At 71.1% G+C, this 24,033-nt stretch carries 33 protein-coding genes and 1 tRNA gene; 13 read left to right on the top strand and 21 right to left on the bottom strand.

The window, feature by feature from the left end; all coding sequences use genetic code 11:
* Positions 1 to 286 precede the first annotated feature (286 nt).
* From argC to JOF37_RS04470, 12 genes are all read left to right on the top strand, one after another.
* On the top strand, positions 287 to 1,339 hold the full coding sequence (gene argC / locus JOF37_RS04525; RefSeq protein WP_210005494.1) for an N-acetyl-gamma-glutamyl-phosphate reductase: 1,053 nt from the start codon (positions 287 to 289) through the stop codon (positions 1,337 to 1,339).
* Positions 1,336 to 2,493 (top strand): bifunctional glutamate N-acetyltransferase/amino-acid acetyltransferase ArgJ, encoded by a 1,158-nt coding sequence (gene argJ / locus JOF37_RS04520; protein WP_210005493.1) that lies wholly within the window; start codon positions 1,336 to 1,338, stop codon positions 2,491 to 2,493. The genes argC and argJ overlap by 4 nt, the downstream gene beginning before the upstream one ends.
* Positions 2,490 to 3,395 (top strand): acetylglutamate kinase, encoded by a 906-nt coding sequence (argB, locus tag JOF37_RS04515; RefSeq protein WP_210005492.1) that lies wholly within the window; start codon positions 2,490 to 2,492, stop codon positions 3,393 to 3,395. Before argJ ends, argB begins: the two co-directional genes overlap by 4 nt.
* Positions 3,392 to 4,639 (top strand): acetylornithine transaminase, encoded by a 1,248-nt coding sequence (locus tag JOF37_RS04510; RefSeq protein ID WP_210005486.1) that lies wholly within the window; start codon positions 3,392 to 3,394, stop codon positions 4,637 to 4,639. Before argB ends, JOF37_RS04510 begins: the two co-directional genes overlap by 4 nt.
* Positions 4,636 to 5,559, top strand: a complete 924-nt coding sequence (gene argF / locus JOF37_RS04505) for an ornithine carbamoyltransferase (protein WP_210005484.1) — start codon at positions 4,636 to 4,638, stop codon at positions 5,557 to 5,559. The genes JOF37_RS04510 and argF overlap by 4 nt, the downstream gene beginning before the upstream one ends.
* 29 nt (positions 5,560 to 5,588) lie before the next feature.
* Positions 5,589 to 6,779, top strand: coding sequence for a heparan-alpha-glucosaminide N-acetyltransferase domain-containing protein (locus JOF37_RS04500; RefSeq protein WP_271174836.1), 1,191 nt, complete (start codon positions 5,589 to 5,591; stop codon positions 6,777 to 6,779).
* Positions 6,776 to 8,206 (top strand): argininosuccinate lyase, encoded by a 1,431-nt coding sequence (gene argH, locus JOF37_RS04495; protein ID WP_210005482.1) that lies wholly within the window; start codon positions 6,776 to 6,778, stop codon positions 8,204 to 8,206. Before JOF37_RS04500 ends, argH begins: the two co-directional genes overlap by 4 nt.
* A gap of 78 nt (positions 8,207 to 8,284) precedes the next feature.
* Positions 8,285 to 8,929 (top strand): SatD family protein, encoded by a 645-nt coding sequence (locus tag JOF37_RS04490; RefSeq protein ID WP_210005480.1) that lies wholly within the window; start codon positions 8,285 to 8,287, stop codon positions 8,927 to 8,929.
* Positions 8,926 to 9,621: a hypothetical protein gene (locus tag JOF37_RS04485; protein WP_210005478.1), complete on the top strand. Its 696-nt coding sequence runs from the start codon at positions 8,926 to 8,928 to the stop codon at positions 9,619 to 9,621. The genes JOF37_RS04490 and JOF37_RS04485 overlap by 4 nt, the downstream gene beginning before the upstream one ends.
* Positions 9,622 to 9,659: 38 nt before the next feature.
* A complete protein-coding gene (locus JOF37_RS04480) occupies positions 9,660 to 10,013 on the top strand; it encodes a VOC family protein (RefSeq protein WP_245338098.1) in 354 nt (117 codons plus the stop codon).
* 48 nt (positions 10,014 to 10,061) lie between these two features.
* Complete coding sequence (tyrS, locus tag JOF37_RS04475) at positions 10,062 to 11,366, top strand: tyrosine--tRNA ligase (protein ID WP_210005476.1); 1,305 nt, start codon at positions 10,062 to 10,064, stop codon at positions 11,364 to 11,366.
* A gap of 10 nt (positions 11,367 to 11,376) precedes the next feature.
* Positions 11,377 to 12,171: a DUF4184 family protein gene (locus tag JOF37_RS04470; RefSeq protein WP_210005474.1), complete on the top strand. Its 795-nt coding sequence runs from the start codon at positions 11,377 to 11,379 to the stop codon at positions 12,169 to 12,171.
* Positions 12,172 to 12,205: 34 nt separating this feature from the next.
* Here the strand turns inward: JOF37_RS04470 and JOF37_RS04465 are convergent, their stop codons facing one another.
* Together JOF37_RS04465 and JOF37_RS04460 are read right to left on the bottom strand one after the other, a co-directional pair.
* Positions 12,206 to 12,583, bottom strand: coding sequence for an RNA-binding S4 domain-containing protein (locus tag JOF37_RS04465; protein ID WP_372445409.1), 378 nt, complete (start codon positions 12,581 to 12,583; stop codon positions 12,206 to 12,208).
* A 13-nt stretch (positions 12,584 to 12,596) separates the two neighbouring features.
* Positions 12,597 to 13,214, bottom strand: coding sequence for a GNAT family N-acetyltransferase (locus tag JOF37_RS04460; RefSeq protein WP_210005472.1), 618 nt, complete (start codon positions 13,212 to 13,214; stop codon positions 12,597 to 12,599).
* A gap of 113 nt (positions 13,215 to 13,327) precedes the next feature.
* Here JOF37_RS04460 and JOF37_RS04455 point away from each other — a divergent pair.
* Positions 13,328 to 13,401 (top strand) — tRNA-Pro (locus JOF37_RS04455).
* A 72-nt stretch (positions 13,402 to 13,473) separates the two neighbouring features.
* Here the strand turns inward: JOF37_RS04455 and JOF37_RS04450 are convergent.
* The 19 genes from JOF37_RS04450 to JOF37_RS04365 form a co-directional block, all read right to left on the bottom strand.
* Complete coding sequence (locus tag JOF37_RS04450) at positions 13,474 to 13,731, bottom strand: hypothetical protein (RefSeq protein ID WP_210005471.1); 258 nt, start codon at positions 13,729 to 13,731, stop codon at positions 13,474 to 13,476.
* A gap of 292 nt (positions 13,732 to 14,023) precedes the next feature.
* Entirely contained in the window at positions 14,024 to 14,218 is a 195-nt protein-coding gene (locus JOF37_RS04445) for a hypothetical protein (protein WP_210005470.1), read from the bottom strand.
* Positions 14,215 to 14,919: a hypothetical protein gene (locus JOF37_RS04440; protein ID WP_210005469.1), complete on the bottom strand. Its 705-nt coding sequence runs from the start codon at positions 14,917 to 14,919 to the stop codon at positions 14,215 to 14,217. The genes JOF37_RS04445 and JOF37_RS04440 overlap by 4 nt, the downstream gene beginning before the upstream one ends.
* Positions 14,916 to 16,145: a hypothetical protein gene (locus JOF37_RS04435; RefSeq protein ID WP_210005467.1), complete on the bottom strand. Its 1,230-nt coding sequence runs from the start codon at positions 16,143 to 16,145 to the stop codon at positions 14,916 to 14,918. Before JOF37_RS04435 ends, JOF37_RS04440 begins: the two co-directional genes overlap by 4 nt.
* A complete protein-coding gene (locus JOF37_RS04430) occupies positions 16,145 to 16,483 on the bottom strand; it encodes a hypothetical protein (RefSeq protein WP_210005464.1) in 339 nt (112 codons plus the stop codon). Before JOF37_RS04430 ends, JOF37_RS04435 begins: the two co-directional genes overlap by 1 nt.
* Before the next feature lie 14 nt (positions 16,484 to 16,497).
* Complete coding sequence (locus tag JOF37_RS04425) at positions 16,498 to 16,857, bottom strand: hypothetical protein (RefSeq protein WP_210005463.1); 360 nt, start codon at positions 16,855 to 16,857, stop codon at positions 16,498 to 16,500.
* Positions 16,845 to 19,295, bottom strand: a complete 2,451-nt coding sequence (locus JOF37_RS04420) for a phage/plasmid primase, P4 family (protein ID WP_210005462.1) — start codon at positions 19,293 to 19,295, stop codon at positions 16,845 to 16,847. The genes JOF37_RS04425 and JOF37_RS04420 overlap by 13 nt, the downstream gene beginning before the upstream one ends.
* Positions 19,292 to 19,498, bottom strand: coding sequence for a hypothetical protein (locus tag JOF37_RS04415; RefSeq protein WP_210005459.1), 207 nt, complete (start codon positions 19,496 to 19,498; stop codon positions 19,292 to 19,294). Before JOF37_RS04415 ends, JOF37_RS04420 begins: the two co-directional genes overlap by 4 nt.
* A gap of 62 nt (positions 19,499 to 19,560) precedes the next feature.
* Positions 19,561 to 20,307, bottom strand: coding sequence for a hypothetical protein (locus JOF37_RS04410; RefSeq protein ID WP_210005457.1), 747 nt, complete (start codon positions 20,305 to 20,307; stop codon positions 19,561 to 19,563).
* A 28-nt stretch (positions 20,308 to 20,335) separates the two neighbouring features.
* The gene (locus JOF37_RS04405) at positions 20,336 to 21,328 is read right to left on the bottom strand and encodes a hypothetical protein (protein WP_210005455.1); all 993 of its coding nucleotides are present in this window, start codon (positions 21,326 to 21,328) and stop codon (positions 20,336 to 20,338) included.
* A 71-nt stretch (positions 21,329 to 21,399) separates the two neighbouring features.
* Positions 21,400 to 21,672, bottom strand: coding sequence for a hypothetical protein (locus tag JOF37_RS04400; RefSeq protein ID WP_210005453.1), 273 nt, complete (start codon positions 21,670 to 21,672; stop codon positions 21,400 to 21,402).
* Positions 21,669 to 22,064 (bottom strand): hypothetical protein, encoded by a 396-nt coding sequence (locus tag JOF37_RS04395; protein WP_210005451.1) that lies wholly within the window; start codon positions 22,062 to 22,064, stop codon positions 21,669 to 21,671. The genes JOF37_RS04400 and JOF37_RS04395 overlap by 4 nt, the downstream gene beginning before the upstream one ends.
* A 2-nt stretch (positions 22,065 to 22,066) precedes the next feature.
* Positions 22,067 to 22,507, bottom strand: a complete 441-nt coding sequence (locus tag JOF37_RS04390; RefSeq protein ID WP_210005449.1) for a hypothetical protein — start codon at positions 22,505 to 22,507, stop codon at positions 22,067 to 22,069.
* Positions 22,508 to 22,536: 29 nt separating this feature from the next.
* Complete coding sequence (locus tag JOF37_RS04385; protein WP_210005446.1) at positions 22,537 to 22,929, bottom strand: RusA family crossover junction endodeoxyribonuclease; 393 nt, start codon at positions 22,927 to 22,929, stop codon at positions 22,537 to 22,539.
* Positions 22,926 to 23,054 (bottom strand): hypothetical protein, encoded by a 129-nt coding sequence (locus tag JOF37_RS15655; RefSeq protein ID WP_271174837.1) that lies wholly within the window; start codon positions 23,052 to 23,054, stop codon positions 22,926 to 22,928. Before JOF37_RS15655 ends, JOF37_RS04385 begins: the two co-directional genes overlap by 4 nt.
* On the bottom strand, positions 23,051 to 23,248 hold the full coding sequence (locus JOF37_RS04380) for a hypothetical protein (protein WP_210005444.1): 198 nt from the start codon (positions 23,246 to 23,248) through the stop codon (positions 23,051 to 23,053). The genes JOF37_RS15655 and JOF37_RS04380 overlap by 4 nt, the downstream gene beginning before the upstream one ends.
* A 60-nt stretch (positions 23,249 to 23,308) precedes the next feature.
* Positions 23,309 to 23,536: a hypothetical protein gene (locus JOF37_RS04375; RefSeq protein WP_210005442.1), complete on the bottom strand. Its 228-nt coding sequence runs from the start codon at positions 23,534 to 23,536 to the stop codon at positions 23,309 to 23,311.
* Positions 23,533 to 23,790 carry a helix-turn-helix transcriptional regulator gene (locus JOF37_RS04370; protein WP_210005440.1) on the bottom strand — a complete coding sequence of 86 codons (258 nt, stop codon included), beginning with the start codon at positions 23,788 to 23,790 and terminating at the stop codon, positions 23,533 to 23,535. The genes JOF37_RS04375 and JOF37_RS04370 overlap by 4 nt, the downstream gene beginning before the upstream one ends.
* Positions 23,787 to 24,029, bottom strand: coding sequence for a helix-turn-helix domain-containing protein (locus tag JOF37_RS04365; protein WP_210005437.1), 243 nt, complete (start codon positions 24,027 to 24,029; stop codon positions 23,787 to 23,789). The genes JOF37_RS04370 and JOF37_RS04365 overlap by 4 nt, the downstream gene beginning before the upstream one ends.
* Between the last annotated feature and the right edge of the window lie 4 nt (positions 24,030 to 24,033).

Genomic DNA, 24,033 nt, shown 5'->3' with positions numbered 1-24,033 from the left:
CTGCTGGGACGCAGTCCGAGCTGCGCCCGAAGCCCGGAACTGCGCCTCGAACCTCCAGCTCGGAACGCGCGATTTGCCGGATGCCGCGTGGGGCCGCTACTGTCGGCGCATGTCCTCGGCCCCGCAGCGCACCGTCATGGTGCTCGGCGCGCGCCGACGTCTGGGCGACCGCCGACGTTAGGCGACCCCGTGCGCTCCCGCTTCCCGCGGTCGAGCGCGTGGTGTCGCCGCCGCCGGTCCCCGTCGCCGAAGAGGCGACGCCATCCCAGACAATAAGGTGGAACCCATGCCCCTCTCCGTCGCCGTCTCCGGCGCTTCCGGCTACGCGGGAGGCGAGATCCTGCGCCTGCTCGCCGCCCACCCCGAGGTCGAGATCCGCACGGTCACCGCGCACTCCAACGCCGGTCAGCCGCTCATCGATCACCAGCCGCACCTGCGGTCGCTGCGTCACCTGACGCTGCAGCCCTCGACGCCCGAGGTGCTCGCCGGGCACGACATCGTGTTCCTCGCGCTGCCGCACGGACAGTCGGGCCAGTACACCGAGGCCCTCGCCGACACCGCCCTCGTCATCGACGCGGGCGCCGACCACCGGTTGACCTCGTCCGACGACTGGGATGCCTTCTACGGCGGCGCCTTCCACGAGCCGTGGGCGTACGGCGTGCCCGAGCTGCTGATCGGCTCCGACGGCGCGAAGCAGCGCGAGAAGCTCGTCGGCGCGTCGCGGATCGCGGCCCCCGGGTGCAACGCCTCGACCGTCGCGCTGAGCCTCGCTCCCGGTGTGGCCGCGGGCGTCATCGATCCGGCCGACATCGTCACGGTGCTCGCGGTCGGCCCCTCGGGCGCGGGCAAGAGCCTCAAGACGAACCTGCTCGCCGCCGAGATCCTCGGGTCGGCGAACCCGTACGCGATCGGCGGCACGCACCGCCACATCCCCGAGATCCGCCAGGCGCTGCGCGGGGCCGGTGCGTCCGGCGACATCCGCATCTCGTTCACGCCCGTGCTGGTGCCGATGTCGCGCGGCATCCTCGCCACCTCGACGGCGCCGATCGCGCCCGGTGTCACCGACGCGCAGATCCGCGACGCGTGGCGGAACGCCTACGCCGACGAGACCTTCGTGCAGCTGCTGCCCGAGGGGTCCTTCCCCCGCACCGCCGACGTCGTCGGGGCGAACACCGCGCTCATGGGGCTCGCGATCGACCGGGCCGCCGGCCGGGTCGTCGTCGTCACCGCGGTCGACAATCTCGCCAAGGGCATCGCGGGTGCCGCCATCCAGTCGATGAACATCGCCCTCGGTTTCGCCGAGACCACGGGCCTGAGCGTGAACGGAGTCGCCCCGTGAGCGTCACCGCCCCCCAGGGTTTCGAAGCCGCCGGCGTCGCCGCAGGATTGAAGTCGACCGGCAAGCCCGATGTCGCCGTCGTGGTCAACCGCGGTCCGCTCAAGGTGGGCGCCGCGGTGTTCACCTCGAACCGCGCCAAGGCGAACCCGATCATGTGGTCGCAGCAGGCGATCGCCGACGGCGTCGTCGAGGCGATCGTCCTCAACTCCGGGGGCGCGAACTGCTTCACCGGCAGCTTCGGCTTCCAGACGACGCACCAGACCGCCGAGAAGGCCGGCGAGCTGCTCGATGTCAGCTCCGGCGACGTGCTCGTGTGCTCGACGGGGCTCATCGGCACCGGCGACGAGGTGTTCCGCGCGAAGGTGCTCGACGGCACCGCCGCCGCGATCGGCTCGCTCAGCTCCGACGGCGGTGAGGACGCCTCGCTCGCGATCATGACCACCGACTCGCGCCCCAAGCGCGCCGTCGTCTCGCGTGAGGGCTGGACGATCGGCGGCATGGCCAAGGGAGCAGGCATGCTCGCCCCCGGCCTGGCGACGATGCTCGTCGTCATCACCACCGACGCCGTCCTCGACAGCGCCGAAGCGGATGCCGCCCTGCGCGCGGCCACGCGGGTGAGCTTCGACCGCCTCGACTCCGACGGCTGCATGTCGACGAACGATCAGGTGACGCTCATGGTCAGCGGTGCCTCGGGCGTGACCCCCGACGCCGACGACTTCGTCGCCGCCCTCGCCGAGATCTGCCGCGACCTCGCCGAACAGCTGCAGGGCGACGCCGAGGGGGCGAGCCACGACATCGCCATCGAGGTGGTCGGTGCGGCATCCGAAGAGGACGCCGTCGTCGTCGGACGCTCGGTGGCGCGCAACAACCTCTTCAAGGCCGCGATCTTCGGCAACGACCCGAACTGGGGCCGGGTGCTCGCCGCGATCGGCACGACCGACGCGGCCTTCGACCCCTACGACGTCGACGTGTCGTTCAACGGCGTGCGCGTGTGCACCGCCGGGGGCCCCGACCGCCCGCGCGAGGAGGTCGACCTGACGCCCCGCGCCACCCGCATCCTCATCGACCTCAAGTCGGGCGACGCGACGGCGACGATCCTGACGAACGACCTCACGCACGACTACGTCCACGAGAACAGCGCTTACTCCTCATGAACGACATCGACCTCCAGCACACCACCCCCGAAGAGGCGGCGGCCAAGGCGGGCGTGCTCATCGAGTCGCTGCCGTGGCTGCAGCGCTTCCGCGACCAGATCATCGTCATCAAGTACGGCGGCAACGCGATGGTTTCTGAGGAGTTGCAGGAGTCCTTCGCGCAGGACATCGCCTACCTGCGCTTCGTCGGCGTCAAGCCCGTCGTCGTCCACGGCGGCGGCCCGCAGATCTCGAGGATGCTGAACCGCCTGTCGATCGAGAGCGAGTTCAAGGGCGGCTACCGCGTCACGAGCACCGAGGCGATCGACGTCGTCCGGATGGTGCTCACGGGGCAGATCAACCCGCAGCTCGTGGCCCGCATCAACGCGTACGGTCCGTTCGCGACCGGGCTGTCGGGCGAGGATGCCGGCCTATTCGGCGGTCGGCGCCGCGGCGTGGTCATCGACGGCACCGAGCACGACCTCGGCCACGTCGGCGATGTCGTCGAGGTCGACCCGCAGCCGGTGCACGATCAGCTCGACGCCGGCCGCATCCCGGTGATCTCGTCGATCGCCCCGGATCTCGACAACCCCGGGCACTCGCTCAACGTCAACGCGGACGCCGCCGCGGCGGCCCTCGCGACGGCGCTGGGCGCGACGAAGCTGGTCGTGCTCACCGACGTGCCGGGGCTCTACGCCGACTGGCCGAACCGCGACTCGCTCGTCTCGCACCTGACGGCGACCGATCTGCGCGCGATGCTGCCGAAGCTCGAGTCGGGCATGATCCCGAAGATGCAGGCCTGCCTCGACGCCGTCGACGGGGGAGTGGACACCGCCGCGATCATCGACGGACGACAGCCGCACTCGGTGCTCGTCGAGGTCTTCACGGCTCAGGGAATCGGCACGGAGGTGGTGGCGGGATGACGAACCCGACGATCCAGCAGACAGCGCCCGCGTGGGCGGAAGACGTCGATCGCGATCTGGTGCGCAGCGCCGGCGCGCGTCTGGCGCTGCTCGAGCGCGGCGAGGGGGCGTACGTCTGGGATGCCGACGGCAAGCGCTACCTCGACTTCCTCGCGGGCATCGCCGTCAACTCGCTCGGCCACGCTCACCCGGTGTTCGTCGAGGCGATCGCCCGCCAGGCGGCGACCCTCTCGCACGTGTCGAACTACTTCGCCACGCCGCCGCAGCTCGCGCTCGCCGCGCAGCTCAAACGCCTCGCGGGCACCGGCGAGGGCGGACGGGTGTACTTCGGCAACTCGGGCGCCGAGGCCAACGAAGCCGCCTTCAAGCTCGCGCGACTGCACGGCGGCGCGGAGCGCCCCCGCATCCTTGCCCTCAAGGACGCCTTCCACGGCCGCACGATGGGAACCCTCGCCCTGACCGGCAAGCCGCACATGCAGCAGCCGTTCGAGCCGATGGTCCCCGGGGTCGAGAGCATCGACTCGACCGTCGAGGCGCTCGAGGCCGCGATGGACGACCGCGTCGCGGCGCTGTTCGTCGAGCCGATCAAGGGCGAGGCCGGTGTCGTGCCGCTGCCCGAGGGGTACCTCGAGGCGGCGCGCGAGATCACGGCACGGCACGGCGCGCTGCTCATCATCGACGAGATCCAGACGGGTGCGGGGCGCACCGGTGCGTGGTTCGCCTTCCAGCACGCGGGCATCGAGCCCGACGCGATCACGGTGGCCAAGGGCATCGGCGGCGGCTTCCCGATCGGCGCGCTCATCACGTTCGGGACGGCGAGCGATCTGTTCTATCCGGGCACCCACGGCTCGACCTTCGGCGGCAATCCGCTCGGCACCGCCGTGGCCGCAGCCGTGCTCGGCGAGATCGAGAACGGCGGCCTCGTCGAGGCGGCGGCCACCCACGGCGAACGCCTGCGTGCAGTCATCGAGGGCCTCGACTCGACGCTCATCGAGGGTGTGCGCGGCCGCGGCCTGCTGCTGGGCGTCGCGCTGCGGCATCCGGTCGCCGGCGCCGTCGTCGCCGCGGCGCAGGAGCACGGGCTCATCGTCAACGCGGCCAACGACCGCACGGTGCGCATCGCGCCGCCGCTCACGATCGGCGACGTCGAGATCGACGAGTTCGCCGACCTGTTCGCCGCCGCTCTGCACACCGTCGAGTCGGCCCTGCTGCTCGAGAACACGACCACGGAGGAATCCGCATGACCCGCCACCTGCTGCGCGACGACGACCTGAGCCCGGCCGAACAGGCCGAGGTGCTCGACCTGGCGCTCGCGCTGAAGAAGGACCGCTGGAAGCTCAAGCCCCTCGAGGGCCCGCAGACGGTGGCCGTCATCTTCGACAAGTCCTCGACCCGCACGCGCGTCTCGTTCGCCGTGGGCATCGCCGACCTGGGCGGTTCGCCGCTGATCATCTCGACCGCGAACAGCCAGCTCGGCGGCAAAGAGACGCCGTCCGACACCGCGCGCGTGCTCGAGCGTCAGGTCGCCGCGATCGTCTGGCGCACGTACGCTCAGGCCGGGCTCGAAGAGATGGCGCGCGGCACCCGTGTTCCCGTCGTCAATGCGCTGAGCGACGACTTCCACCCCTGCCAGTTGCTCGCCGACCTGCTGACCATCCGCGAGCACAAGGGCGACCTCGCCGGGCTCACGCTGTCGTTCTTCGGCGACGGGCAGTCGAACATGGGCCACTCGTACGTCCTCGCGGGCGTGACCGCGGGCATGCACGTCCGGGTCGCGGCTCCCGAGGGTTACGGCCCGCGGGAGGATGTCGTCGCCGACGCGCAGCGCATCGCGGCGCAGACCGGCGGATCGGTCACGATCCTCGTCGACCCGCTCGAGGCCGCGGCGGACGCCGACGTCATCGTGACGGACACGTGGGTGTCGATGGGCAAGGAGGAGGAGAAGATCGCACGCATTCGCGATCTGGGTGCGTACAAGGTGACGCAGCAGACGATGGATGCCGCCGCCGACGGCGCCATCTTCATCCACTGCCTTCCCGCCGACCGCGGCTACGAGGTCGACGCCGACGTCATCGACGGACCACAGAGCGTCGTGTGGGATGAGGCCGAGAACCGTCTGCACGCGCAGAAGGCGCTCCTGGTCTGGCTGCTGCGGCAGCAGTGACGACGGGGTGATGGCGGGGTGAGCGCAGCGTGACGAGGGAGACGGGCGCGCCGCGGGCCGCTGGCGTCCGCACCTTCCTGCAGCGGCGGTCGCTGTTCGCTCCGTCGCGTATCGACGGCGTCGACCTCGCCCGCGGCATCGCGGTCATCGGGATGCTCGCGGCGCACCTCCTCGTCATCCCCGACCTCGACTGGACCGATCCGTCGACCTACGACGGTCTCGTGCACGGGCGGTCGTCGATCCTGTTCGCCACCCTCGCGGGCGTCTCGATCGGTCTTGTCAGCGGGGGCCGCACGCCGGTCCGCGGCCCATGCCTCGAGACGGTACGGCTGCGCCTGCTCGTGCGCGCGGGCGCCGTGTGGGTCATCGGGGTGCTGCTGCTGTTCCTCGCCGTGCCGGTGTACGTCATCCTGCCGGCTTACGCGATCCTCTTCGTGCTCGCCGCCGCGGTTCTCCCGCTGCGCGCCCGCACGCTGTTCATCGCCGCAGCGGCGGTCGGGCTGATCGCCCCGTTCCCGCAGGCGGCGATCGACGCGCTGATGTTCTGGTCGACGCCCGCGGGGGCCGACCTCGCGAATGCGATCGGGTGGCACTACCCCTTCCTCACCTGGTTCGCGTTCGTGCTCGCGGGGATGGGCGCCGCGCGCCTCGATCTGCGCGCCCGCGCGACGCCCGTGGTGCTGGCGCTCGCCGGCGCCGTGCTGGCGGCCTTCGGCACCGCCCTCGACCTGATCTGGGGCGAGTCGGAGCAGTTCGGGCAGACGCCCTGGACGGGCGAGGCGCACTCGTCTGGCCTGTTCGAAGTGATCGGGTCGGGCGGCTTCGCCCTGCTGGTCATCGGGCTGTGCGTGCTGCTGTGCCGCACGCCGCTGACCTGGCTCGTGCTGCCGGTGCGGGCCATGGGATCGATGCCGCTGACGGCGTACTCCGCGCAGATCGTGGTGTGGGCGCTGACGCGGCCCGCGGCCGAGCCCGGCACGTTCGAGCTCGACGTGTACCGCGACCTCGAGCCCTTCTGGCCGATGACCCTCGGCATCATCGCGGCGTGCACCGTGTGGGCTCTGCTGGTGGGGCGCGGCCCGCTCGAGGCGGGTGTCGACGCGCTCGCCCGCCTCGCCGTGCGCGGCAAGCCCGCGGCGGACGGCGGTCCACCGACGGCCCCGGATGCCGCGTCGGCCACTCCGGACGCGGGAGAGCGCCCCGATAGGCTGGAGCGATGAACGCAGACACGTCAGGCGGCACGAACTCCGGGGCTCTCTGGGGAGCCCGCTTCGCGTCGGGCCCCGCGCCCGAGCTGGCGCGCCTGAGCCGTTCGACGCACTTCGACTGGGCGCTCGCCGGCTATGACGTCGCCGGTTCGCACGCGCACGCCAAGGCTCTCGCCGCCGCCGGGTACCTCACCGCCGACGAAGAGGCCCGCATGCACGCGGGCCTCGACGCCGTGCTCGCGGCGGTGCAGGACGGATCGCTGCAGCCCGCCGAGACCGACGAGGATGTGCACGGCGCCCTCGAGGCCGCGCTCATCGCGACGGTCGGCGCCGAACTCGGTGGCAAGCTCCGCGCCGGACGCAGCCGCAACGACCAGATCGCGACGCTCGTGCGCCTGTACCTGCTCGATCACGCCGCCGTCATCGCCCGCGACATCCTGCGGGTCATCGACGCGATCGTCGGCCAGGCCGAGGCGCACTCGCGTGCCATCATGCCCGGCCGCACCCACCTGCAGCACGCGCAGCCCGTGCTGCTGGCCCACCACCTGCAGGCGCACGCGTGGCCGCTGCTGCGCGACCTCGAGCGGCTGAGTGACTGGTCCAAGCGTGCGCGCGTCTCGCCGTACGGCGGGGGAGCGCTCGCCGGCGCCACGCTCGGACTCGACCCGCAGCTGGTCGCGAGCGAGCTCGGGCTCGAGCGCCCCGCCGAGAACTCCATCGACGGCACCTCGTCGCGCGACGTCGTCGCGGAGTTCGCGTTCATCACGGCCATGATCGCCGTCGACATCTCGCGCTTCGCCGAAGACATCATCATCTGGAACACCCGCGAGTTCGGGTTCGTCACTCTCGACGACGGCTACTCGACCGGCTCGAGCATCATGCCGCAGAAGAAGAACCCCGACATCGCCGAGCTCGCGCGCGGCAAGGCCGGCCGTGTGATCGGCAACCTGTCGGGCCTCCTGGCGACGCTCAAGGCGCTGCCGCTGGCCTACAACCGCGACCTGCAGGAAGACAAAGAGCCGGTGTTCGACTCGATCGAGACGCTCGAGGTCGTCCTTCCGGCCTTCGCCGGCATGATCGCGACGCTGCGCTTCGACCTCGACCGCATGGCCGAGCTCGCGCCGCAGGGCTTCTCGCTCGCGACGGATGTCGCCGAGTGGCTCGTCAAGCGGGGCGTGCCCTTCCGCGAGGCGCACGAGATCTCGGGCTCGCTCGTGCGACTGTGCGAGCAGCGCGGAATCGAGCTGCACGAGGCATCCGATGACGATCTCGCCGCCGTGTCGGCGCATCTCGACCCGGCGGTGCGCGAAGTGCTCTCGCCCGAGGGGTCGGTCGCGAGCCGCGACGGCATCGGCGGAACCGCGCCCGTCCGCGTCGACGAGCAGCGCGTAGAGCTCATCGCGCGAGCGCAGCAGGCCGTCGCCATCTGGCAGCGCTGAGATAAGCGCGGGGCTTATCAATCGGTTTCATCAGCCCTGGACTTATATCCAGCGAATATCAGTGATACGCTGATCGTCATGTCGGTCGCCGTCATCGCAGACATCGTCGGGTCACGTCGGCTCGACGATCGCAGCCGCACCCAGCGGCAGATCGAGACGACCGTCGAGCGTGTCGACGAGGCGCTCCCGGTGGCCGTCTCGTCGATGCGGGCGACCTTCGCGGACGAGTTCCAAGCGGTGTTCGAGCGCCTCGACGACACGCTCGCCTGGCTGCTGCTGCTGCAGCTCGGCCTGCCCGACGGCGTGGCCCTGCGCTTCGGCGTCGGCGTCGGCGAGGTCGGCGAGGTCGACTCGGCGACGGCGTCGATCGCGGACGGACCGGGATGGTGGCGTGCGCGCGAGGCGATCGACGAGGTGCATGCGCTGCAGGATCGCGCGGTGCCGCGAGCGCGCACGCGCATTGTCGGTGGCGACGACGAGGATGTCGCCATGGCCGACCGCATCCGCTTCGCCAACGCGTACCTGCTCACCCGTGACGAGCTGGTCGGCGCGATGTCCGAACGGGCACGCCGGCTGACCTACGGGCGCTGTCTCGGCCGCACCCAGGCGTCGCTCGCCGCCGACGAGGGCATCACGCAGTCCGCCGTGTCGCAGCTGCTCGCCTCGTCGGGCGCGCCGTCGATCATTGCCGGCTACACCGCGCTCACCGAGGCGTCCCGGTGATCGCCGCGGGCCTCATCCTCCTCGCCGTCGGCGCACTCGACCTCGCGCGGAGCCGCCTGACGGGCGTCCGGCTCGGCATCGTGCTGGTGCTGCTCGGCGGAGCGCTGCTGCCGCTCGCGGCGTGGGCCGGCGCCGCGGCCTGGTGGTTCGCCGCCGTGGCCGCAGCAGCCGGCTGGGCGGCGACGACCTCGACCCGCGAGCCGACGCGGTGGGGCCTGTGGCCTGCCGCTGTGCTGGGGCTCGTGACGGCCGTGGCCGTCGCGCTCATCGGCGTGCGCGAGGGGCAGGGTCCGCTCGAACGCATCTGGCCGATCGAGTCGCCGCTCGGGGTCGTCAGTCTCGACCTCGCCGTCGCCCTCGTGGGGTCGCTCGTGTTCCTGGTCGAGTCGGGCAACGTCATCGTCCGGGCGTCGTTGCGCGGCGGTGTCGTTGCCGCCGCGGCGACGAACGCGCTCAGGGGCGGGCGGCTCATCGGGCCGCTCGAGCGCATCCTCGTCTTCGCGCTCACGCTCACGGGCGCGTTCACGCTGCTGGCGGCGGTGCTCGCGGCGAAGGGTATCGTGCGGTTCCCCGAGATCTCGCGTGACGACGAGGGCGGCGACCGGGCCGAGTACTTCCTCGTCGGCAGCCTCGTCAGTTGGGTCGTCGCGCTGGCCGCGGCGTTCCTGGTGTGGTGGGGGAGCGCCGCCTGACCCTTGTCCCGGCGGGCTCGCTGCGTCATGCTCGGCGCATGGCGAAGATGGAGCACTTCGAGATCCCGGCCGATGACATCGAGCGGGCACGAGACTTCTACCGATCGGTCCTCGAATTCGAGTACGAGCCGTGGGGCGACGAGATGGGCATGCTGCGGCAGCCCGACGGCGACGGCGTGGACGGCGACCTGCACGTGCGCGGTCCGGTGACGCATCCGACCGTGGTCTTCACCGTCGAGAGCATCGAAGACACCGTCGCGGCGGCCGTCGCCGCCGGCGGTGAGCAGGTCGGCGACATCCAGCCGCTCGGAGAGACATCGCGGTGGGTGTACCTGCGCGATTCCGAGGGCAACGTCATCGGCCTGTTCGACGAGCGCGGCACCGCGGCCTGAGGGTCATCCGCGCGAGGCGCCCGGCAGGCCGCTGATAGCCTGGAGCGCGTGTCTGAACAAGCCCTGACGACCGCCCCCGTGGCGCTCGATCCCGCGTTCGAGAACGTGTGGGACGAGCTGGTGTGGCGCGGTCTCGTGCACGTGTCCACCGACCAGGAAGCGCTGCGTGAAGCGCTCGGCGGCGACCCGATCACGTATTACTGCGGCTTTGACCCGACGGCGGCATCCCTGCACCTCGGTCACCTCGTGCAGCTGCTTACGCTCCGCCGGCTGCAGCTCGCCGGTCACAAGCCCCTCGGTCTCGTCGGCGGCTCGACCGGTCTCATCGGCGACCCGCGGCCCACCGCCGAGCGCACGCTCAATTCGCGCGAGACCGTCGCGGAGTGGGTCGACCGCCTGCGCGGTCAAATCGAGAAGTACCTCAGCTTCGAGGGCGAGAACGCCGCCCGCATGGTCAACAACCTCGACTGGACCGCGCCGCTGTCGGCGATCGACTTCCTGCGCGAGATCGGCAAGCACTACCGCGTCGGCACGATGCTGAAGAAGGATGCCGTCGCCGCGCGCCTGAACTCGGATGCGGGCATCAGCTACACCGAGTTCAGCTACCAGATCCTGCAGGGGCTCGACTTCCTCGAGCTCTACCGCCAGTACGGCTGCACGCTGCAGACGGGCGGATCGGACCAGTGGGGCAACCTCACGAGCGGCACGGATCTGATCCACCGCGTCGAGGGAACCTCGGTGCACGCGTTCGGCACGCCGCTGATCACCAACAGCGACGGCACGAAGTTCGGCAAAAGCGAGGGCAACGCGATCTGGATCGACGCGGAGCTCACCAGCCCGTACGCGTTCTACCAGTTCTGGCTCTCGACCGCGGATGCCGATGTCGCCGAGCGCCTGAAGGTGTTCACGTTCCTCACCAGTGCCGAGATCGCCGAGTATGAGCGTCTCGTCGCCGACGAGCCCTTCCGCCGCGCGGCGCAGAAGCGGCTGGCGTTCGAAGTCACCGCGACGGTGCACGGTGTCGACGCGACGGCCAAGGTCGTGGCGGCATCCGAGGCGCTGTTCGGCCAGGGCGACCTGACGGCGCTCGACGCGGAGACGCTGCGTTCGGCGCTCGTCGAGCTGCCCCACGCGACGGTGCCGAGTGGCACCGGGGTCGTGCAGCTGCTCGTCGACACCGGCCTGGTCGGCAGTCTGTCTGAGGCGCGGCGCGCCATCGCGCAGGGCGGGGTGTCGCTCGACGGCGAGAAGGTCGCCGACGAGTCGGCCGTCGTGACCGGCGGTCTGCCCGGGCGCGTGTCGGTGCTGCGACGCGGCAAGAAGACGCTCGCCGGCGTCCTCATCGAGGACTGACCGGTATCGGATGCCGTTCACCCCGAGCCACGCGGTCGTCGCGCTGGCGGTCGTGCGCACGCCGCTCGTGCCCGCGGCGGTCGCCGTCGGGGCGATGGCGCCAGACCTGCCGCTGTTCGTTCGCGGGATCGGCATCAGCTACGCGCAGACGCACGCGTATCCGTGGCTGACCGTGGCGATCGCCGGCGTGCTGCTGCTGGCGTGGTGGCTGCTGCTGCGGCCCGCGGTGCGCGAGCTCGCGCCGGGGTGGGTTGCCGGCAGGCTGCCGTCGGCGTGGGATGCCACCGGCGGTGACGCGCTGCGGACGGTGCAGCGGATCTCGGGGCGGCGTCGGTCGGTGGCGTTGACGGTTGCGCTGGTCGTCGTGTCGCTCGTGATCGGGGTGCTGAGTCACATCGCGTGGGATGCCTTCACGCACGAGGGCCGCTGGGGCGTCGAGCTGATCCCCGCGCTGGCCGAGCGGTGGGGTCCGCTGCACGGCTACCGCTGGTTCCAGTACGCGTCGAGCACGCTGGGCCTGTTGGGGCTCGCGGTCGCCGGTGCGGTGTGGCTGCGCGGGCGTGCCCGCGGCCCGGTGCGTCGGGTGCTGCCCGGGCTCGTGCGGGTGGTGTGGTGGGCGTCGCTGCCGTTCGCGCTCGTCGTCGCGACGGTGTTCGGTCTGGTTGCGTACGGCCCGCTGACCGCCGAGTGGACGGCGCAGCACCTCGCGTATCGCGTGCTGCCGCCGGCGTGTGCGCTCTGGGGCGTGGCGACGCTGGTGCTGTGCGTCATCGTGCAGGTCGCGCGGCGACGAGCCACCCGCTGAGCCCAGCGGCTGGGCTGCGGCCGGGCCTGGGTTGTTACTCGACGCCGCGGAGCCGGTCGATCTCGCGGCGTTCGCGCTTCGTCGGCCTGCCGGCGCCGCGGTCACGGACGGCGAGCATCGCCATGGGTTCACGCGGGGGAGTGCGATCTTCGAGGGCTGTCGCGGCGACGGGTGCACCGACGCGCTTCGTGAGTGTCTGTCGCACCACGAGGATGCGGTCGAAGCCCGCGATCCGCACGCGCAGCTCGTCGCCAGGCTTCACCGACTGCGACGCCTTGACCTTCTCGCCGTTGACCCGTACGTGTCCGGCGCGGCAAGCCGTGGTCGCTGCCGAGCGAGTCTTGTAGATCCGCACCGCCCACAGCCACGAGTCCACGCGGGCGGGGGCGACGGAGGCGGTCATGCGTTCCATTCTCTCCGACGCGTCAGCTCGGGTCTCCGGCGGAGGTCTGTTTCGACCCGGCGAGGTCGAGCGAGACGAGGGCCACGTGCGGCTTCGGCCGTGATACCTCGCGGAAGCCCGCGGCCAGGAACGTCGAGAGGGCGCCGTGGTACAGCTCGTTCGAGGTGACCTTGCGACCCGCGTCGGGATCGACGGGGTACGCCTCGACGACACGCGCGCCGTTCTCGCGGGCGAAGGCGATCGCGGCGTCGAGCAGCGCGGCGTTCAAGCCCGTGCGGCGGTGTTCTTTGCGCACAGCGAAGCAGCTGACCGCCCAGACGTCCGCGTCGTCCCAGGGTTCTGCGGTCCCACCGGCGTAGGCGCGGGTCTTGCTCAGTCGCACCTGGCGTGTCCGCGGCCCGACGCGAACCCAGCCGGCGGCGTCACCGTCGACGTAGGCCACGAGGCCGGGGGAGGGTGCGGCATCCACTTCGCTGCGGAACGCCGCCGCCCGACCCTCGATGTCGGTGCGCTGGAACTCGGCGTTCGTCATCGTCCACCACTGGCACTGACACTCGCGTCCGTCACCGCCGCCGCTCATGGCGTGCTGCGCGTCGCTGAAGCTGCCGGGCGTCACCGGCACGATCGTCGTCTCGGTCATGGGCCGACCGTAGCGCTCGCTACCGACACGGGCAACGCGCCCGGATGCACCGGTTCGCGAGTGGGCCGCAGACCCGTTAGGATAGGGGAGTTGTCCGCGTGCGGACAGCGGACCGGGATGTGGCGCAGCTTGGTAGCGCACTTGACTGGGGGTCAAGGGGTCGCAGGTTCAAATCCTGTCATCCCGACAGTAAGGGCCGGAATCCTGCGGGATTCCGGCCCTTCTTCGTTTGCGGGGAGCGTCGCGTCTCACATGCGTCTCACATGGCATCCGCGGCGGGCTGCTGCTCGAGCTCCGCGGCCGCGGCTTGCAGGCGGCGTAGCCGGTACTGGTGCGCCGGCCAGCTGTCGAGGCGATCGCGCCACCAGCGGAGGAGCACTTCCTCGTCGACGACGCGGACCTTCTGCCCGTGCTGGGTCTCCCACCCCATCGGCATGCCGCTGAGTCGCCACCGCTTGATGGTGCGCACGCTGCGCCGCACGCGTCGCGCTGCCTCGCGGTAGGTCAGGGTCGCCACGGTCCCTGATCGGTCGACTCGGGGTGCTCACCGCATGCCTCGTCGGTCAGCGACATTTCTCGCCCACAGCGTGGGCACGTGGCGCCACGGTACGGATCGGTCGATTTGGGCGGGCAGTCTCCCTGCCCGTTGTGAGGCGCGTAGCCGACCGGCTCGCAGTCGCATCCAGGGCAACGGATCGCTGTCCCCGCCTCGTGGTGACGGCATCGCGGGCACAGGTACGCGGCGCGGCGGTTGACGGGGTCAGTCGTCTCAAGCTCGCTTCCGCACCCACCGCCGCACCTGATGATCGTCACTTCGTACTCCCGTTCGTGTGGTTGGTGCGACGCTTCACCGTGACGATCTGCGTCCCGTTGGCGTACGCCTGCACGCCGTCGATGTAGCGGTCCCCGGCGCACAAGACCATGAAGTCGTTGTCGATGACTCGGCTCTCGAGTTCTTCGCCGCTCTCGGGGTCGCTGACGGTGACCTTGATCGCATCGCTCATCGCGTGCTCCTGTCCTGTTGGTTGGTGTCGGCCGTGGCCGCGGTGGCGTAGGTCTGGCCGCAGACCTTGCAACGGCCGACCTGGACGGGCTTCGGGGAACCGTTGGCGCCGTCGACCCAGTCGACGAGCACCGCGCACTCGCCGCACACGCCGCACACGCGCGGCCGCTGCCGGCGTGCGACGCTCCCGCCGCGGTGGATGCCGCGCAGCTTCCGGATGAGCTTGAACATGGTCTCGGCGTGCGCGTCGAGCTCGCGGATCGGTTCGATCAGGCCAGCGTGGTCGATCAGCCAGCCGATCGTGAGGAGCGCGACGGTGCGCGCGGACAACGGGTCCGCGTCCGGTCGAGGCGCGACAGCGGTCCACGTGCGCGGGTCGTTCGCGATCGACGGCCGGTCGTCGGGCTGCAGCTGCGGCTCGATCCACGCGACGACGGCGCGGGTGTACGCCACCAGCCACGTCCAGAGCTCGTCCGCGTCGACGCCGGCGCTGCGGTCGGAGACGGGGACGTTGTCGATGTAGCCGCCGCCGGTCACCTTGATCTGGTCGACGCGGGACGCGCGCAGCAGGGTGACGCTGAGTGTGCTGAGCGTGTCCATGAGCGGTGGCACCTGGTCGAGGTGCCATTCGAACGCGCGCCGCCATTCCAGCGATCGCGCTTCCGGGTCGATCGCGTCGAGTGGGATGAGCGACGGGGTCATGCGGGCACCTCGAGGGCGAGGAGCCGGGTCGCGCGCTCTGCTTCGATCTCGGCGGCGAGCTCGCCCTTCCGGTCGGGTTCGCTGCGCCCGTAGATCAGGTCGCCGATGCGGCTGCGGTGCACGTCGGCGCCGGCGGCGATCGCGTCCATCGTCATCCCCGCGGCCATGAGCGCGCGGACGTGGACACGTACCGGCTCGGCGGGAACGCGCGGCGCGGCCGCCGGGATGCCCGCATCGCGGCGACGGCGGCGTTCCTCGGCGAGCGACGCGTCCGCGCACGACGGCGTCGACGGGCAGAGCTTCCTCGAGCGGCAGCCGAGCTGGTACCCGTACGCGGTGCCGTGGTGCTCGGCCGGGATGCTCTCGGCGTTCTCACGTCGGTTCGCCATCCACTCGCGGTGGTAGGTGCGCGCGGCTTCCTTGCAGGCGTCGCACCGGCATCCCCGCGCGTACGACGCGTTCGTCCCGTGACCGGCGACCTGACGGGGCTGCTTCGGTTCGCGCTGCTTCCGCGGCTTCCGGTTCGGTGCGAGCCCGAGCTCGCGGCGCACCTGGCCGACGTACACCACGCCGACCTGCATCCGTTCGGCGATCGCCGCGTCGGTGAGCTGCTCGCCGTGCAGACGCTTCACGTCGGCCGCGGCGTCCTCCCCAGTGCGGCGCTTGCTGGTGCGCTGCGGTTCCGGTTCCACCGGCTCGCCGGCAGCGAGGAACGCCTCGAGCTCGGCGCGCGCGGCGTCGCGGTCGCGGGCGGCGCGGACGAGGGTGGTCTGCGCGCTGCGGAGCGCGAGCTGCAGGCCCGTGCGCTTTTCCCGCCACGCGGCGATCGCCTCGGCGTACTCCTCGGCCGGCGACGCCGCGTCGACCACCGGGGCGGCCTTGACCGGGCGAGGCTCGCGGGGTGCCCGCGGCGGACGGGTAGCTCGCGGTGCGCGGGGCGCTCGCTCGGCCTTCGGCTTGGCCGGCGTGGCGGGCTTCGCTGCGGCACGCGCGGCCTGGCGGTCGCGTTTCTCGATGCCCTCCGCGGCCGCGGCGTCGCGGCGCAGGATCTCCTCGAGCGGCACGCCGGCGTCGACGAGGCGCTTGAAGCTGTAGTCGCCGGCGTAGCGGCGCTGCACGTCCCGGCAGGCGAGGGGTGCAGGGCAGACCGCGCCGCGGCATCCGGCCCGGTACCCGTCGACGGTGCCGTGCGGGAACGCGTCTTCGATGAGGTCGGCGACGTGCATCAGCTGGCCTTCCCGCAGGTGACGGCGCTCTCGTCACCGGTGATGGTGTCCGGGGCCGGGAGCTTGAACGGGTCGCGGCCGCAGCACGTCGTCGCCGTGTACCCGGGCATCGGTGCGCCGTGCACGACTGCAACGGTCGGCGTCGGCGCGACGGCCGCTGCGGCGTTCTGCTCGGCGAGGTAGCGTTCCCCCTCGGCGGCTGCCTCCAGGATCGCGCGGGCGACGTCGTGGGCCTCGTTGACGGTGAGCGGCTGGGCGACGTGTACGGTCACGTACCCGTCGTCGTTGACGTCGACGTCGGCGACCATCTGCTGAACGGTGCGGGTGATCTCGGTCATGGCGGTGTCCTTCCTCAGAACGGGGGAGTGTCGGGGTAGGTGGTGCCGGCGTCGGGCGCGAGCTGCAGCCGCTCGGCGTCCCACACGCGGGAGCAGTGGTGTTCGGGGGCGATGTGCCCGGGCACGGGGCGGCGGGGCCAGTAGAACGACCGGGCCGAGGTGATCCAATGGCCGGTGAGGCGCTGCTCCAGCTGCCACAGCGGGATCCCGGCGATGATGCACGCGGTCACCTGCTGCGGGTCGAGCGCGACGGGGTCCAGCCGCGGATCTCCGATGAGGAGGTCGGCTCGGTAGTCCCACCGCACCTGCAGCACGTCCGCACCGCACCAGCCGCACGGGGCGAACAGGGGCGCTGTGGCGGTCACTTGTCCCACCAGCTCTGCTGGCCGGCCGACTCGTCCTCGGTCGGCGACTCGGGGGCGTACACGGTGACGTTGGTGTAGAACCGTCGGCCGTTGGACTTCGCCGACCCGACGCCGAACCTCTGCTTCAGCTGACGCCCGAACGTCTGCGACGTGAGCGCGTCCTCGTGCTGCTCGCGGCACCAGGCGTCGTACGCCTTGCGAAGCTCGGACATCTCGACGCGAACCATGTCGCCGCCGCCGACGTGGCAGCGGTCCTCGATGAACCGGCCGAGGTGGTCCTCCTCTGCGCGGTAGGTCTCGGTCGCGGCGAGGACTTCGGGGGGTGTCGGGAGCCCGGCTTCGGCGTACTGCACGGCGCCCTGGATGATCCAGTGCAGGATCCCGGGGCCTTCCTCGTCGACGAGGCGCTGCTGCAGCCCCTCGATGCGGTCCTTTTCGGGCACGGTGTGGGTGAACGGGATCAGCCGGATGCGGCGGAAGAACGAGTCCCCGCCCGTCTCGACCTTCGGCTGGCTGTTGCCGAGCAGCCAGAACGTGTGCGACGGCACGAACGTGAAGAAGTCCTGCCGCATGAACCGGGCCGTGATCTTGTCGCCGCCGGAGAGGAGCTTGACCTTCGCCTCGTCGAAGCGGGTGTTCTCGTTCACCTCGGACCCGACGACCATGCGCCGGCCCTGCAGGTTCGCGAGCTCGGTCTCGTGCTTGTCGCGGCCCGCGATGAGGAAGCCCTGCGGGGCCTCGGTCGCGTAGTCGCCGGCGATCGTCGACAGCACCTCGGCGAACACGGTCTTGCCGTTGCCGCCGGGGCCGTGCAGGAACGGGAGCACGTGCTCGAGTACTTCCCCGATGAACGTGAGCCCCGCGAGCCGCTGCAGGTACCGCTCGAGCAGCGCATTCGACTGGAACGTCGTCTTGAGGAACTGGTCCCACAGCGGCGTCGGCATCGCCTGCGGGGTCACGGTCGTCTGCTTCGAGTGAAACAGCGCCGGCGTCGGCGCGGCGATCGCACCGGTGCGGAGGTCGACGACACCCCCGGGGGTGTTCAGCTGCCACGGGTGCCGGTCGAACTCCGACGCGGCGATCCGCATCGCCGGCGCGGACCGGGCCAGGCGCACCGCGTCACCGATCGCACGGGCACGCATCGACTTAAGCCGGTGCGCGGCGAGCTGCGCGTTATCGGTCGGGATCCGCCGGATGACGTCGCGCGCGGCCTCGATCGCGGGCCCGTCGTCGGGATGCCATGCCCACCGGGTGCCCTCCCACGTGACCCACTTCCCGGCGTCGGGGACGTAGCGCATCTGGCCGGAGTACTCCGACACCAGCAAGCGCGCGTTCCCGTCGTCGGTGAGGTCCGCGCTGTCCGACCCGATCACCGCGGCGGGCGCGGCCGCCGGCGCCGTCGAGCCGAGCACGGCGAGCTGCGTTCCCGTCGACGTCGTCCGGGTCGCGGGTGCGAGCTCGCGCGGCGCGCGGTGCCCGTGGCCGGCGTCCGCGAGCGCCTTCGCGGCGGCGCCGTGGTCGCCGCGGTGCTGCAGCAGCGCGTACGCACCGAACTTCGTGTACGGCACCTCGGGCTCGAAGTCCGTCGACGACGTGAACACGAACAGGCGATCACGATCGCCGGCGTGCCCGGTCGTCGCGCTGATGCCGTCGTTCTTCCCGGGGCGCCGCCAGTACCGGGTCGCACCGCGCGTGAAGACGTGCGTCCAGCCGAGCAGGATCTCCGACCAGTCCGTCTTCGCTTCGAAGTCGTCGCCGGGCGTGATGTCTCCGGCCGCGGCCTGGAACGCGGTCGACCACTTCGCGTCGACGGGCCCGGACGGTGTCGCCGGAAGCTGGTCGGGCATGGCGTCGAGCGCGGCGTGCACGACCGCGTGCAGCTGCTCGCGTTCCTCGGCCGTAATCGTCGGCATCGTCGCGGGACCGCCGGCGAGACGCACCCACGCGCTGCCGGTCGGGTGCACGTCGCCGGCGGACGGGGCGAGCACGACGAACCCGCCCGTCCCGCGGGTCTCCGCGAGCGTCTCGCGGCCCGTGGCACCCTCGCTGGGCCGCTGCGCGACCTTCTGGTTTCCGGGTACCGCGCCCCCCTCGACGCGGTACAACAGGTGAAGACCGCCCGACGGGGACTGCTCGGACCAGCCCGTCACGAGCCGGTCGTAGAGCGGCCGCAGCCCGGTCCCGTCGAGCAGCGCGAGTACTTCGCCCATGAGCGGCATCGCGACGCCTTCGACCTCGAGCAGCTCGACGTCGCCGTACCCGGTGACAACGCCGATGCCCTGCGGGATCTCGTTGTCGAACCAGCCGCGCAGCTGAGCCTCATCAGCAGCGGTGCCGGTGTGCTCCTTCCAGGCGATGCGGGGGCGCTTCGTGCCGTCGGCTGCGACCGGAACGACCGAGAGGCCGGCGGCGTGCAGCTCGAGGGCGGCGGTGAGGAGGGTGTTCATGCGCAGTTGCAGGCTCCGGTTGTGGTGCGGACGGTGAAGCACTCGGGGCAGACGTCGGCGGGGTCGAAGTCGAACTTCGTCTGCGGGCACCGCACGTGCCGCCACCAGGTGAACGCGGTCGGGCGGATCGCGGGATCGGTCATGCGGATCGGCTGATCGCATTCCTCGCAGGTCGCGAGGATCTCGGTGTCGTGGGTGCTCATGTGCCCCGGGTCCTTCTCGATGGGACGGCGCGCGGTCGCGGCCGGGGCGGTGGTGGTGCGGGTCAGAACGGGGTGTTGTCGAACGCGGTGATCTGCTCCTGCGTCGCACCGATCGCGGTAGCGATCGTGTCGGCCGGGATCCCCGCAGCGCGCAGCTGCTGCAGCTTGTTGACCTGGTCCTGGGTCAGCCCGCCGGGTGCCTGCTGAGGTGCGGGCGCGAACGGCTGCTCCGGCTGCGGCGCCGCCTGTGGTGCCTGGTAGGGCTGCTGCACCTGCTGCGGGTACGCGGGCTGCTGCGGCTGCTGCGGTGCCGCGTACGGCTGCTGGTACGACGGCGCCTGCTGCGGCTGCGGCGCCTGATACGCGGGCTGCTGCGGGGCCTGCGCGGGCGCCGCCGGCTGCTGCACGAACCCCGACGCCGGCGCCGTGTACTGCGCCTGGTAGAGCTTCGCCGGGTTCGCCGGGTTCTTCGACGCCGGGTCATTCCCGACGTACGTGACCGTCAGCACGCCGCCGGGCATGATGTCCGTCGCCTGCGCGGCGCGGATCGCCTCACCGATCGCCTTCTTCATGTTCTTCGACGCGACGTACAGCGTGCGCTCGCCGTCGTCGTGCGCGTCGGCCCGCTGGTCGGTCTGCAGGTCGACGAGGATCTGCATCTTCGGGTCGCCGTTGGGCCAGAAGTCGGGCTCCTGCGTGCCGTACTTCGTCTGCTGGCGCTCGCGCGGCGCCGACTTCACGGTGCCGGTGTGGGTCGTTCCGATGACGTCGAACTTGAGGCCCTTGTTGGACGATTCGAACAGGGACATTGGTCTTCTCCTTGGTTGGTCTTGCTGGTTATCGGTCGAACAGGTTGATCGGCGCCGCTGGCTGCGGTGTCGAGGGGATCGGCCTCGCGGCCGAGGTCTTCGGGTCCGGGCACGTCGGGTGGGTGGTGAACCCGCCCGCGGCGACGGAAGGGTGCAGCGGCAACCCGCACGCCTGGCACGTCACGGCCACGTCCGGACGAATCGGGATCGGCGCGACGGCCGGCTGCTCGAGCGCGCGCAGCGGCGCCGGCGCGGCAGTCGGCTCGGGGACTACTGCGAGCTCACCGATGTCGAGGAACAGCGACCCGCCCGCGGCGCGGTGCTGCTGACGCTTCTCGGTCCGGCACCACATGCACCACTGGTCGTCGCATAGCGGCGACGCGGCGAGGGCTGCGTCAATCCCGACGACGGCGAGGAGGGTCGCGAGCCGGTTCGCGCGGACCATCGCCTGGGCCGCAATGTGCGGGTCGTACGGCTCGGTCCAGAACACGGTCTTGTCTAGCTCGCCGTCGCGCGGGAGGAACGCGATGGCGACGTGCTTCGCCGGCCCCCACCCGCCGTCCCGGGTGAAGCCCGTCGCGTAGAGGTGCGCCTGAACCCGGTACACCTGGCTCGGGCCGTGCAGCCGGTACTTCGTGAGCTGGCTCGGGCCGACGATCTTGTGGTCGATGACGGTGCCGGTCGGGACGTGGAACAGGTCCGAGTGCCCGGTGATGTCGACGCCGAGGATCTGCCCCACGGTCACCTGCCACTCGGTGACCCACTCCATGCGGTCAACGTCGCCGCCGCCGCGGTTGGCAGCGTCGAACCAGCGCTCGAGCTGGTCGTGCACCGCCGTGCCGACGGCCGGCTTCCATGCGGGCCCCCGGTTCGGCTCGTTGTCGCCGTTGAGCTTGTGAAGGATCTGCCGGTCGCAGGGGTTGCCGATCTCCGACGGCCCGATGCGCTTCTGCAGCGACCGAGGATGCCGGGCGATCCCGGCCTTGATGACACCGAGGTATAGGTCTTCGACTGTGCTCATGAGCCCTAGCTCCTTTCCGTGCCGCCCCGGGACTCGAACCCGGCGTGTATGCCGTCGCGGCGGTGACGCGCTCAGGCGCCGGCGTTGAGGACTTCGAAGTCCCCGCCCGGCCCCTTGAGGACGGTGTCGCCGACGTTGACCGGCGTACCGAAGTACCGCGGCGGGTCCGAAGCGATGCGGGCGACGGGCGGCGCAGTGGGGTAGGTCAGGATCGACAGCTGACCCTCGATCCAGTTCCGCTCATCGCGCACGGCCCGGAGCGTGTCGACCGAGTCGATGACGACGGCCTCGACCTCGATGTCCTGCGTCGGGTGCTGGCGGCGTTCGATCGTGAAGCCGGTCACTTCACCACCACCGACTTCTTGCCAGCGACCTTGAACGCCTCGAGCGCGGCCGGCGCGAACTGCTTCTTCACCGCTGCCTGGTCGAGCGACTGCTTCGTGACGTACAGCGCGGGGTACTGCTCGACGGGGTATGCCTTCTCGAGAGCGCCGTAGTCGGTGCGCGAGTACTCGCGGACCTCGACCTTCGTGCCATCGACGTCATGCGAGCCGACCGTGCCGAGGAGCTCGATCAGTTGCGCGTCGATCGACTCGAGCTCGCCGGCGATGTACTCAGCGTCGGCCTTGAGCGTGATGCGGCGGCCGATGAGGCGCTTGATGATCTCGTTCGACTTCCCGGCCTGGCGGGGGCTGATCGGTGCGACGGGGGCGATGGGGGCGTGCTCAGCGGACATGGTCACTTCTCCTCGGGGTTGGTGTCGGTGGTGGGGCCCTCGATCGAGAGCGGGCCGTCGTCGATGACCTCGGCGTCGACGACGTCGTCGCCGGCTTCGATCGCGAGAGGGCCTTCGACGTCGGGGGTGTCGGTGGGTGTTTCGGGGTCGGTGCCGTCGCCGAAGTTGAGGGGCTGCTTCTTGTGGCCGACGCGGGCGTCGTGCAGCTGCACGATCCGCTCACGGATCTCGTCGGCCTGGTCGTCGGGCACGGCCTCGATGTGGACGACCTCGATCTTCGGGACGGTCTCGTAGTCCTTGTTGCGGATGACTTCCTGCGTGCGCACGAGCATCAGGACGGGGATCATTGCGCCGCTGTCGTAGTTCCGGATGAGGTCGCGGGTGCGGTTCGCGATCCCGTTGCGCTCGTTCTCCTTCGGGAGAGCGGATGCGAGCTTGACCATGAGCGGTCCTTTCAGTGGTGGGGTGGCGGTCAGGCGGCGCGGGAGATCCGCACCTCGGTTCGTGCGTCCGCGCCAGCGCCGTAGAGGCGGTAGGCGTGGACGTTGCTGATCTGCTCGTCGTCGGCGAACGCGACCCCGTTGAGGGCGTCGGTGACGAGCTTCAGGAGGTTGTCGGTGTCGACGCCGTGGCGGGTCGACCGGTAGAAGGTCACGTCGATGCGCAGCGCGACGCCGCGGGGGATCGGCTCCCAGTCCGGGTAGGCGACCTCGAACGCGCCTCGGACGTTCGCCTCGCCGGTCTTCACCCGCTGCGGGGTGAACGGGCGCTGCCCGGCCTTCGCCCGCGGCCGCGACTTCGGGATCGGCTCACCGTGCACGGTGAACTCCGCGGCGATCTGCCAGCGGATCGGCGCCGTCGTCACGACGTCACCTCGCAATCCGCGCACTCCTCGATGACCGCGGGCACCATGTACCGCACCGCGTCGAGCAGCGCACGATGACGAACGCAGGGGCGGATCTGCGTCAGAGGCTCGAGCGAGGTGCTCATGCGATCACCGCCACGCCGACGATGAGCTCGACGAGACCGGCGACGCCGAGCACGCCGCCGCCGACGATCAGCCACCGCGGGGCAGGTGCGGCGGGCGAGTACTCGAGAGGGGTGTGGTGCCCGGCCGCGGCGCGACGGGCGCGGAACGGGGGGCGACGCAGGGCGGCGGATGCGCGCAGCTGCAGACGGTTCATGGGGACTCCTGCGATCGGATGCTTCGGTGAGAGGGGTGGCGCTCGGGCGCCGGGGAAGGGTTAGCCCGCCGGGGGCGTGTCGACGTGGGGGACGTCGCGGGTGGGGGTGTCAGCACCCCCGGCGGGGGTCTTGGGGTGCGCCGGCCGAGCGAGGACGGCGACCAGGGCGACCGGTGCGACGATGACGATGAGGTCCGCACTGTTGATGCCAGGGGCGAGCGACGCCGGCCCGCTCAGCGCGGCGAGGGCTACGACGGCGATCGCGGCCGCGGCCCGGCGGATGCTCATTCGGTCACCTCGACGCGGGCGGCGGCGAGCCACGCGACGACGTCGTCGCGGGTGTACCGGATGAGGCTGGACCCCGGCAGCTTGAGGTAGGCCGGGCCCGTCTTCGCGTCGCGCCACCGCTCGAGCGACTTCGGCGTCACCTCGAGCAGCTCCGCGAGCGTCTTCGGCGACATCACCGCGGGCAGCTCCGGGAAGCCGGCGGGCAGGGCCTCGTCCTGCGGCTGGTCGGGCTGCGGGAACGCGAGGAGGCTCACGATGCCACCGCCGCGCGCTCGTCGACGGGGGTGATGACTTCGAGGATCGAGACCCCGAAGTAGTTGGCGATCAGTCCCAGCTCGTCGATCGTGAAGGGCGTCGAGAGGAGCAGGCGCCGCTTGAGGGTGCTCAGCGAAATGCCGGTCTCTTCGGCCAGCTTCTCGACCGACTCTCGGCGATCAGCGAGAATGGAACGGATGGCTCGGGCTGCCTTGCCGCTCGGCGTCGAGTAGTTCATGCGG

The sequence above is a fragment of the Microbacterium imperiale genome (genome assembly GCF_017876655.1).
GTDB classification, from domain to species: Bacteria; Actinomycetota; Actinomycetes; order Actinomycetales; family Microbacteriaceae; genus Microbacterium; species Microbacterium imperiale.
This window is presented reverse-complemented; position numbering and strand designations above follow the sequence as displayed.

Coding starts and splice junctions, on each gene's coding strand:
- argC (WP_210005494.1), top strand. CDS start 287: ATGCCCCTCTCCGTCGCCGTCTCCGGCGCTTCCGGCTACGCGGGAGGC.
- argB (WP_210005492.1), top strand. CDS start 2,490: ATGAACGACATCGACCTCCAGCACACCACCCCCGAAGAGGCGGCGGCC.
- JOF37_RS04510 (WP_210005486.1), top strand. CDS start 3,392: ATGACGAACCCGACGATCCAGCAGACAGCGCCCGCGTGGGCGGAAGAC.
- argF (WP_210005484.1), top strand. CDS start 4,636: ATGACCCGCCACCTGCTGCGCGACGACGACCTGAGCCCGGCCGAACAG.
- argH (WP_210005482.1), top strand. CDS start 6,776: ATGAACGCAGACACGTCAGGCGGCACGAACTCCGGGGCTCTCTGGGGA.
- JOF37_RS04490 (WP_210005480.1), top strand. CDS start 8,285: ATGTCGGTCGCCGTCATCGCAGACATCGTCGGGTCACGTCGGCTCGAC.
- JOF37_RS04480 (WP_245338098.1), top strand. CDS start 9,660: ATGGCGAAGATGGAGCACTTCGAGATCCCGGCCGATGACATCGAGCGG.
- JOF37_RS04470 (WP_210005474.1), top strand. CDS start 11,377: ATGCCGTTCACCCCGAGCCACGCGGTCGTCGCGCTGGCGGTCGTGCGC.
- JOF37_RS04465 (WP_372445409.1), bottom strand. CDS start 12,583: ATGGAACGCATGACCGCCTCCGTCGCCCCCGCCCGCGTGGACTCGTGG.
- JOF37_RS04460 (WP_210005472.1), bottom strand. CDS start 13,214: ATGACCGAGACGACGATCGTGCCGGTGACGCCCGGCAGCTTCAGCGAC.
- JOF37_RS04445 (WP_210005470.1), bottom strand. CDS start 14,218: ATGAGCGATGCGATCAAGGTCACCGTCAGCGACCCCGAGAGCGGCGAA.
- JOF37_RS04440 (WP_210005469.1), bottom strand. CDS start 14,919: ATGACCCCGTCGCTCATCCCACTCGACGCGATCGACCCGGAAGCGCGA.
- JOF37_RS04435 (WP_210005467.1), bottom strand. CDS start 16,145: ATGCACGTCGCCGACCTCATCGAAGACGCGTTCCCGCACGGCACCGTC.
- JOF37_RS04430 (WP_210005464.1), bottom strand. CDS start 16,483: ATGACCGAGATCACCCGCACCGTTCAGCAGATGGTCGCCGACGTCGAC.
- JOF37_RS04420 (WP_210005462.1), bottom strand. CDS start 19,295: ATGAACACCCTCCTCACCGCCGCCCTCGAGCTGCACGCCGCCGGCCTC.
- JOF37_RS04415 (WP_210005459.1), bottom strand. CDS start 19,498: ATGAGCACCCACGACACCGAGATCCTCGCGACCTGCGAGGAATGCGAT.
- JOF37_RS04410 (WP_210005457.1), bottom strand. CDS start 20,307: ATGTCCCTGTTCGAATCGTCCAACAAGGGCCTCAAGTTCGACGTCATC.
- JOF37_RS04405 (WP_210005455.1), bottom strand. CDS start 21,328: ATGAGCACAGTCGAAGACCTATACCTCGGTGTCATCAAGGCCGGGATC.
- JOF37_RS04395 (WP_210005451.1), bottom strand. CDS start 22,064: ATGTCCGCTGAGCACGCCCCCATCGCCCCCGTCGCACCGATCAGCCCC.
- JOF37_RS04390 (WP_210005449.1), bottom strand. CDS start 22,507: ATGGTCAAGCTCGCATCCGCTCTCCCGAAGGAGAACGAGCGCAACGGG.
- JOF37_RS15655 (WP_271174837.1), bottom strand. CDS start 23,054: ATGAGCACCTCGCTCGAGCCTCTGACGCAGATCCGCCCCTGCGTTCGT.
- JOF37_RS04380 (WP_210005444.1), bottom strand. CDS start 23,248: ATGAACCGTCTGCAGCTGCGCGCATCCGCCGCCCTGCGTCGCCCCCCG.
- JOF37_RS04375 (WP_210005442.1), bottom strand. CDS start 23,536: ATGAGCATCCGCCGGGCCGCGGCCGCGATCGCCGTCGTAGCCCTCGCC.
- JOF37_RS04365 (WP_210005437.1), bottom strand. CDS start 24,029: ATGAACTACTCGACGCCGAGCGGCAAGGCAGCCCGAGCCATCCGTTCC.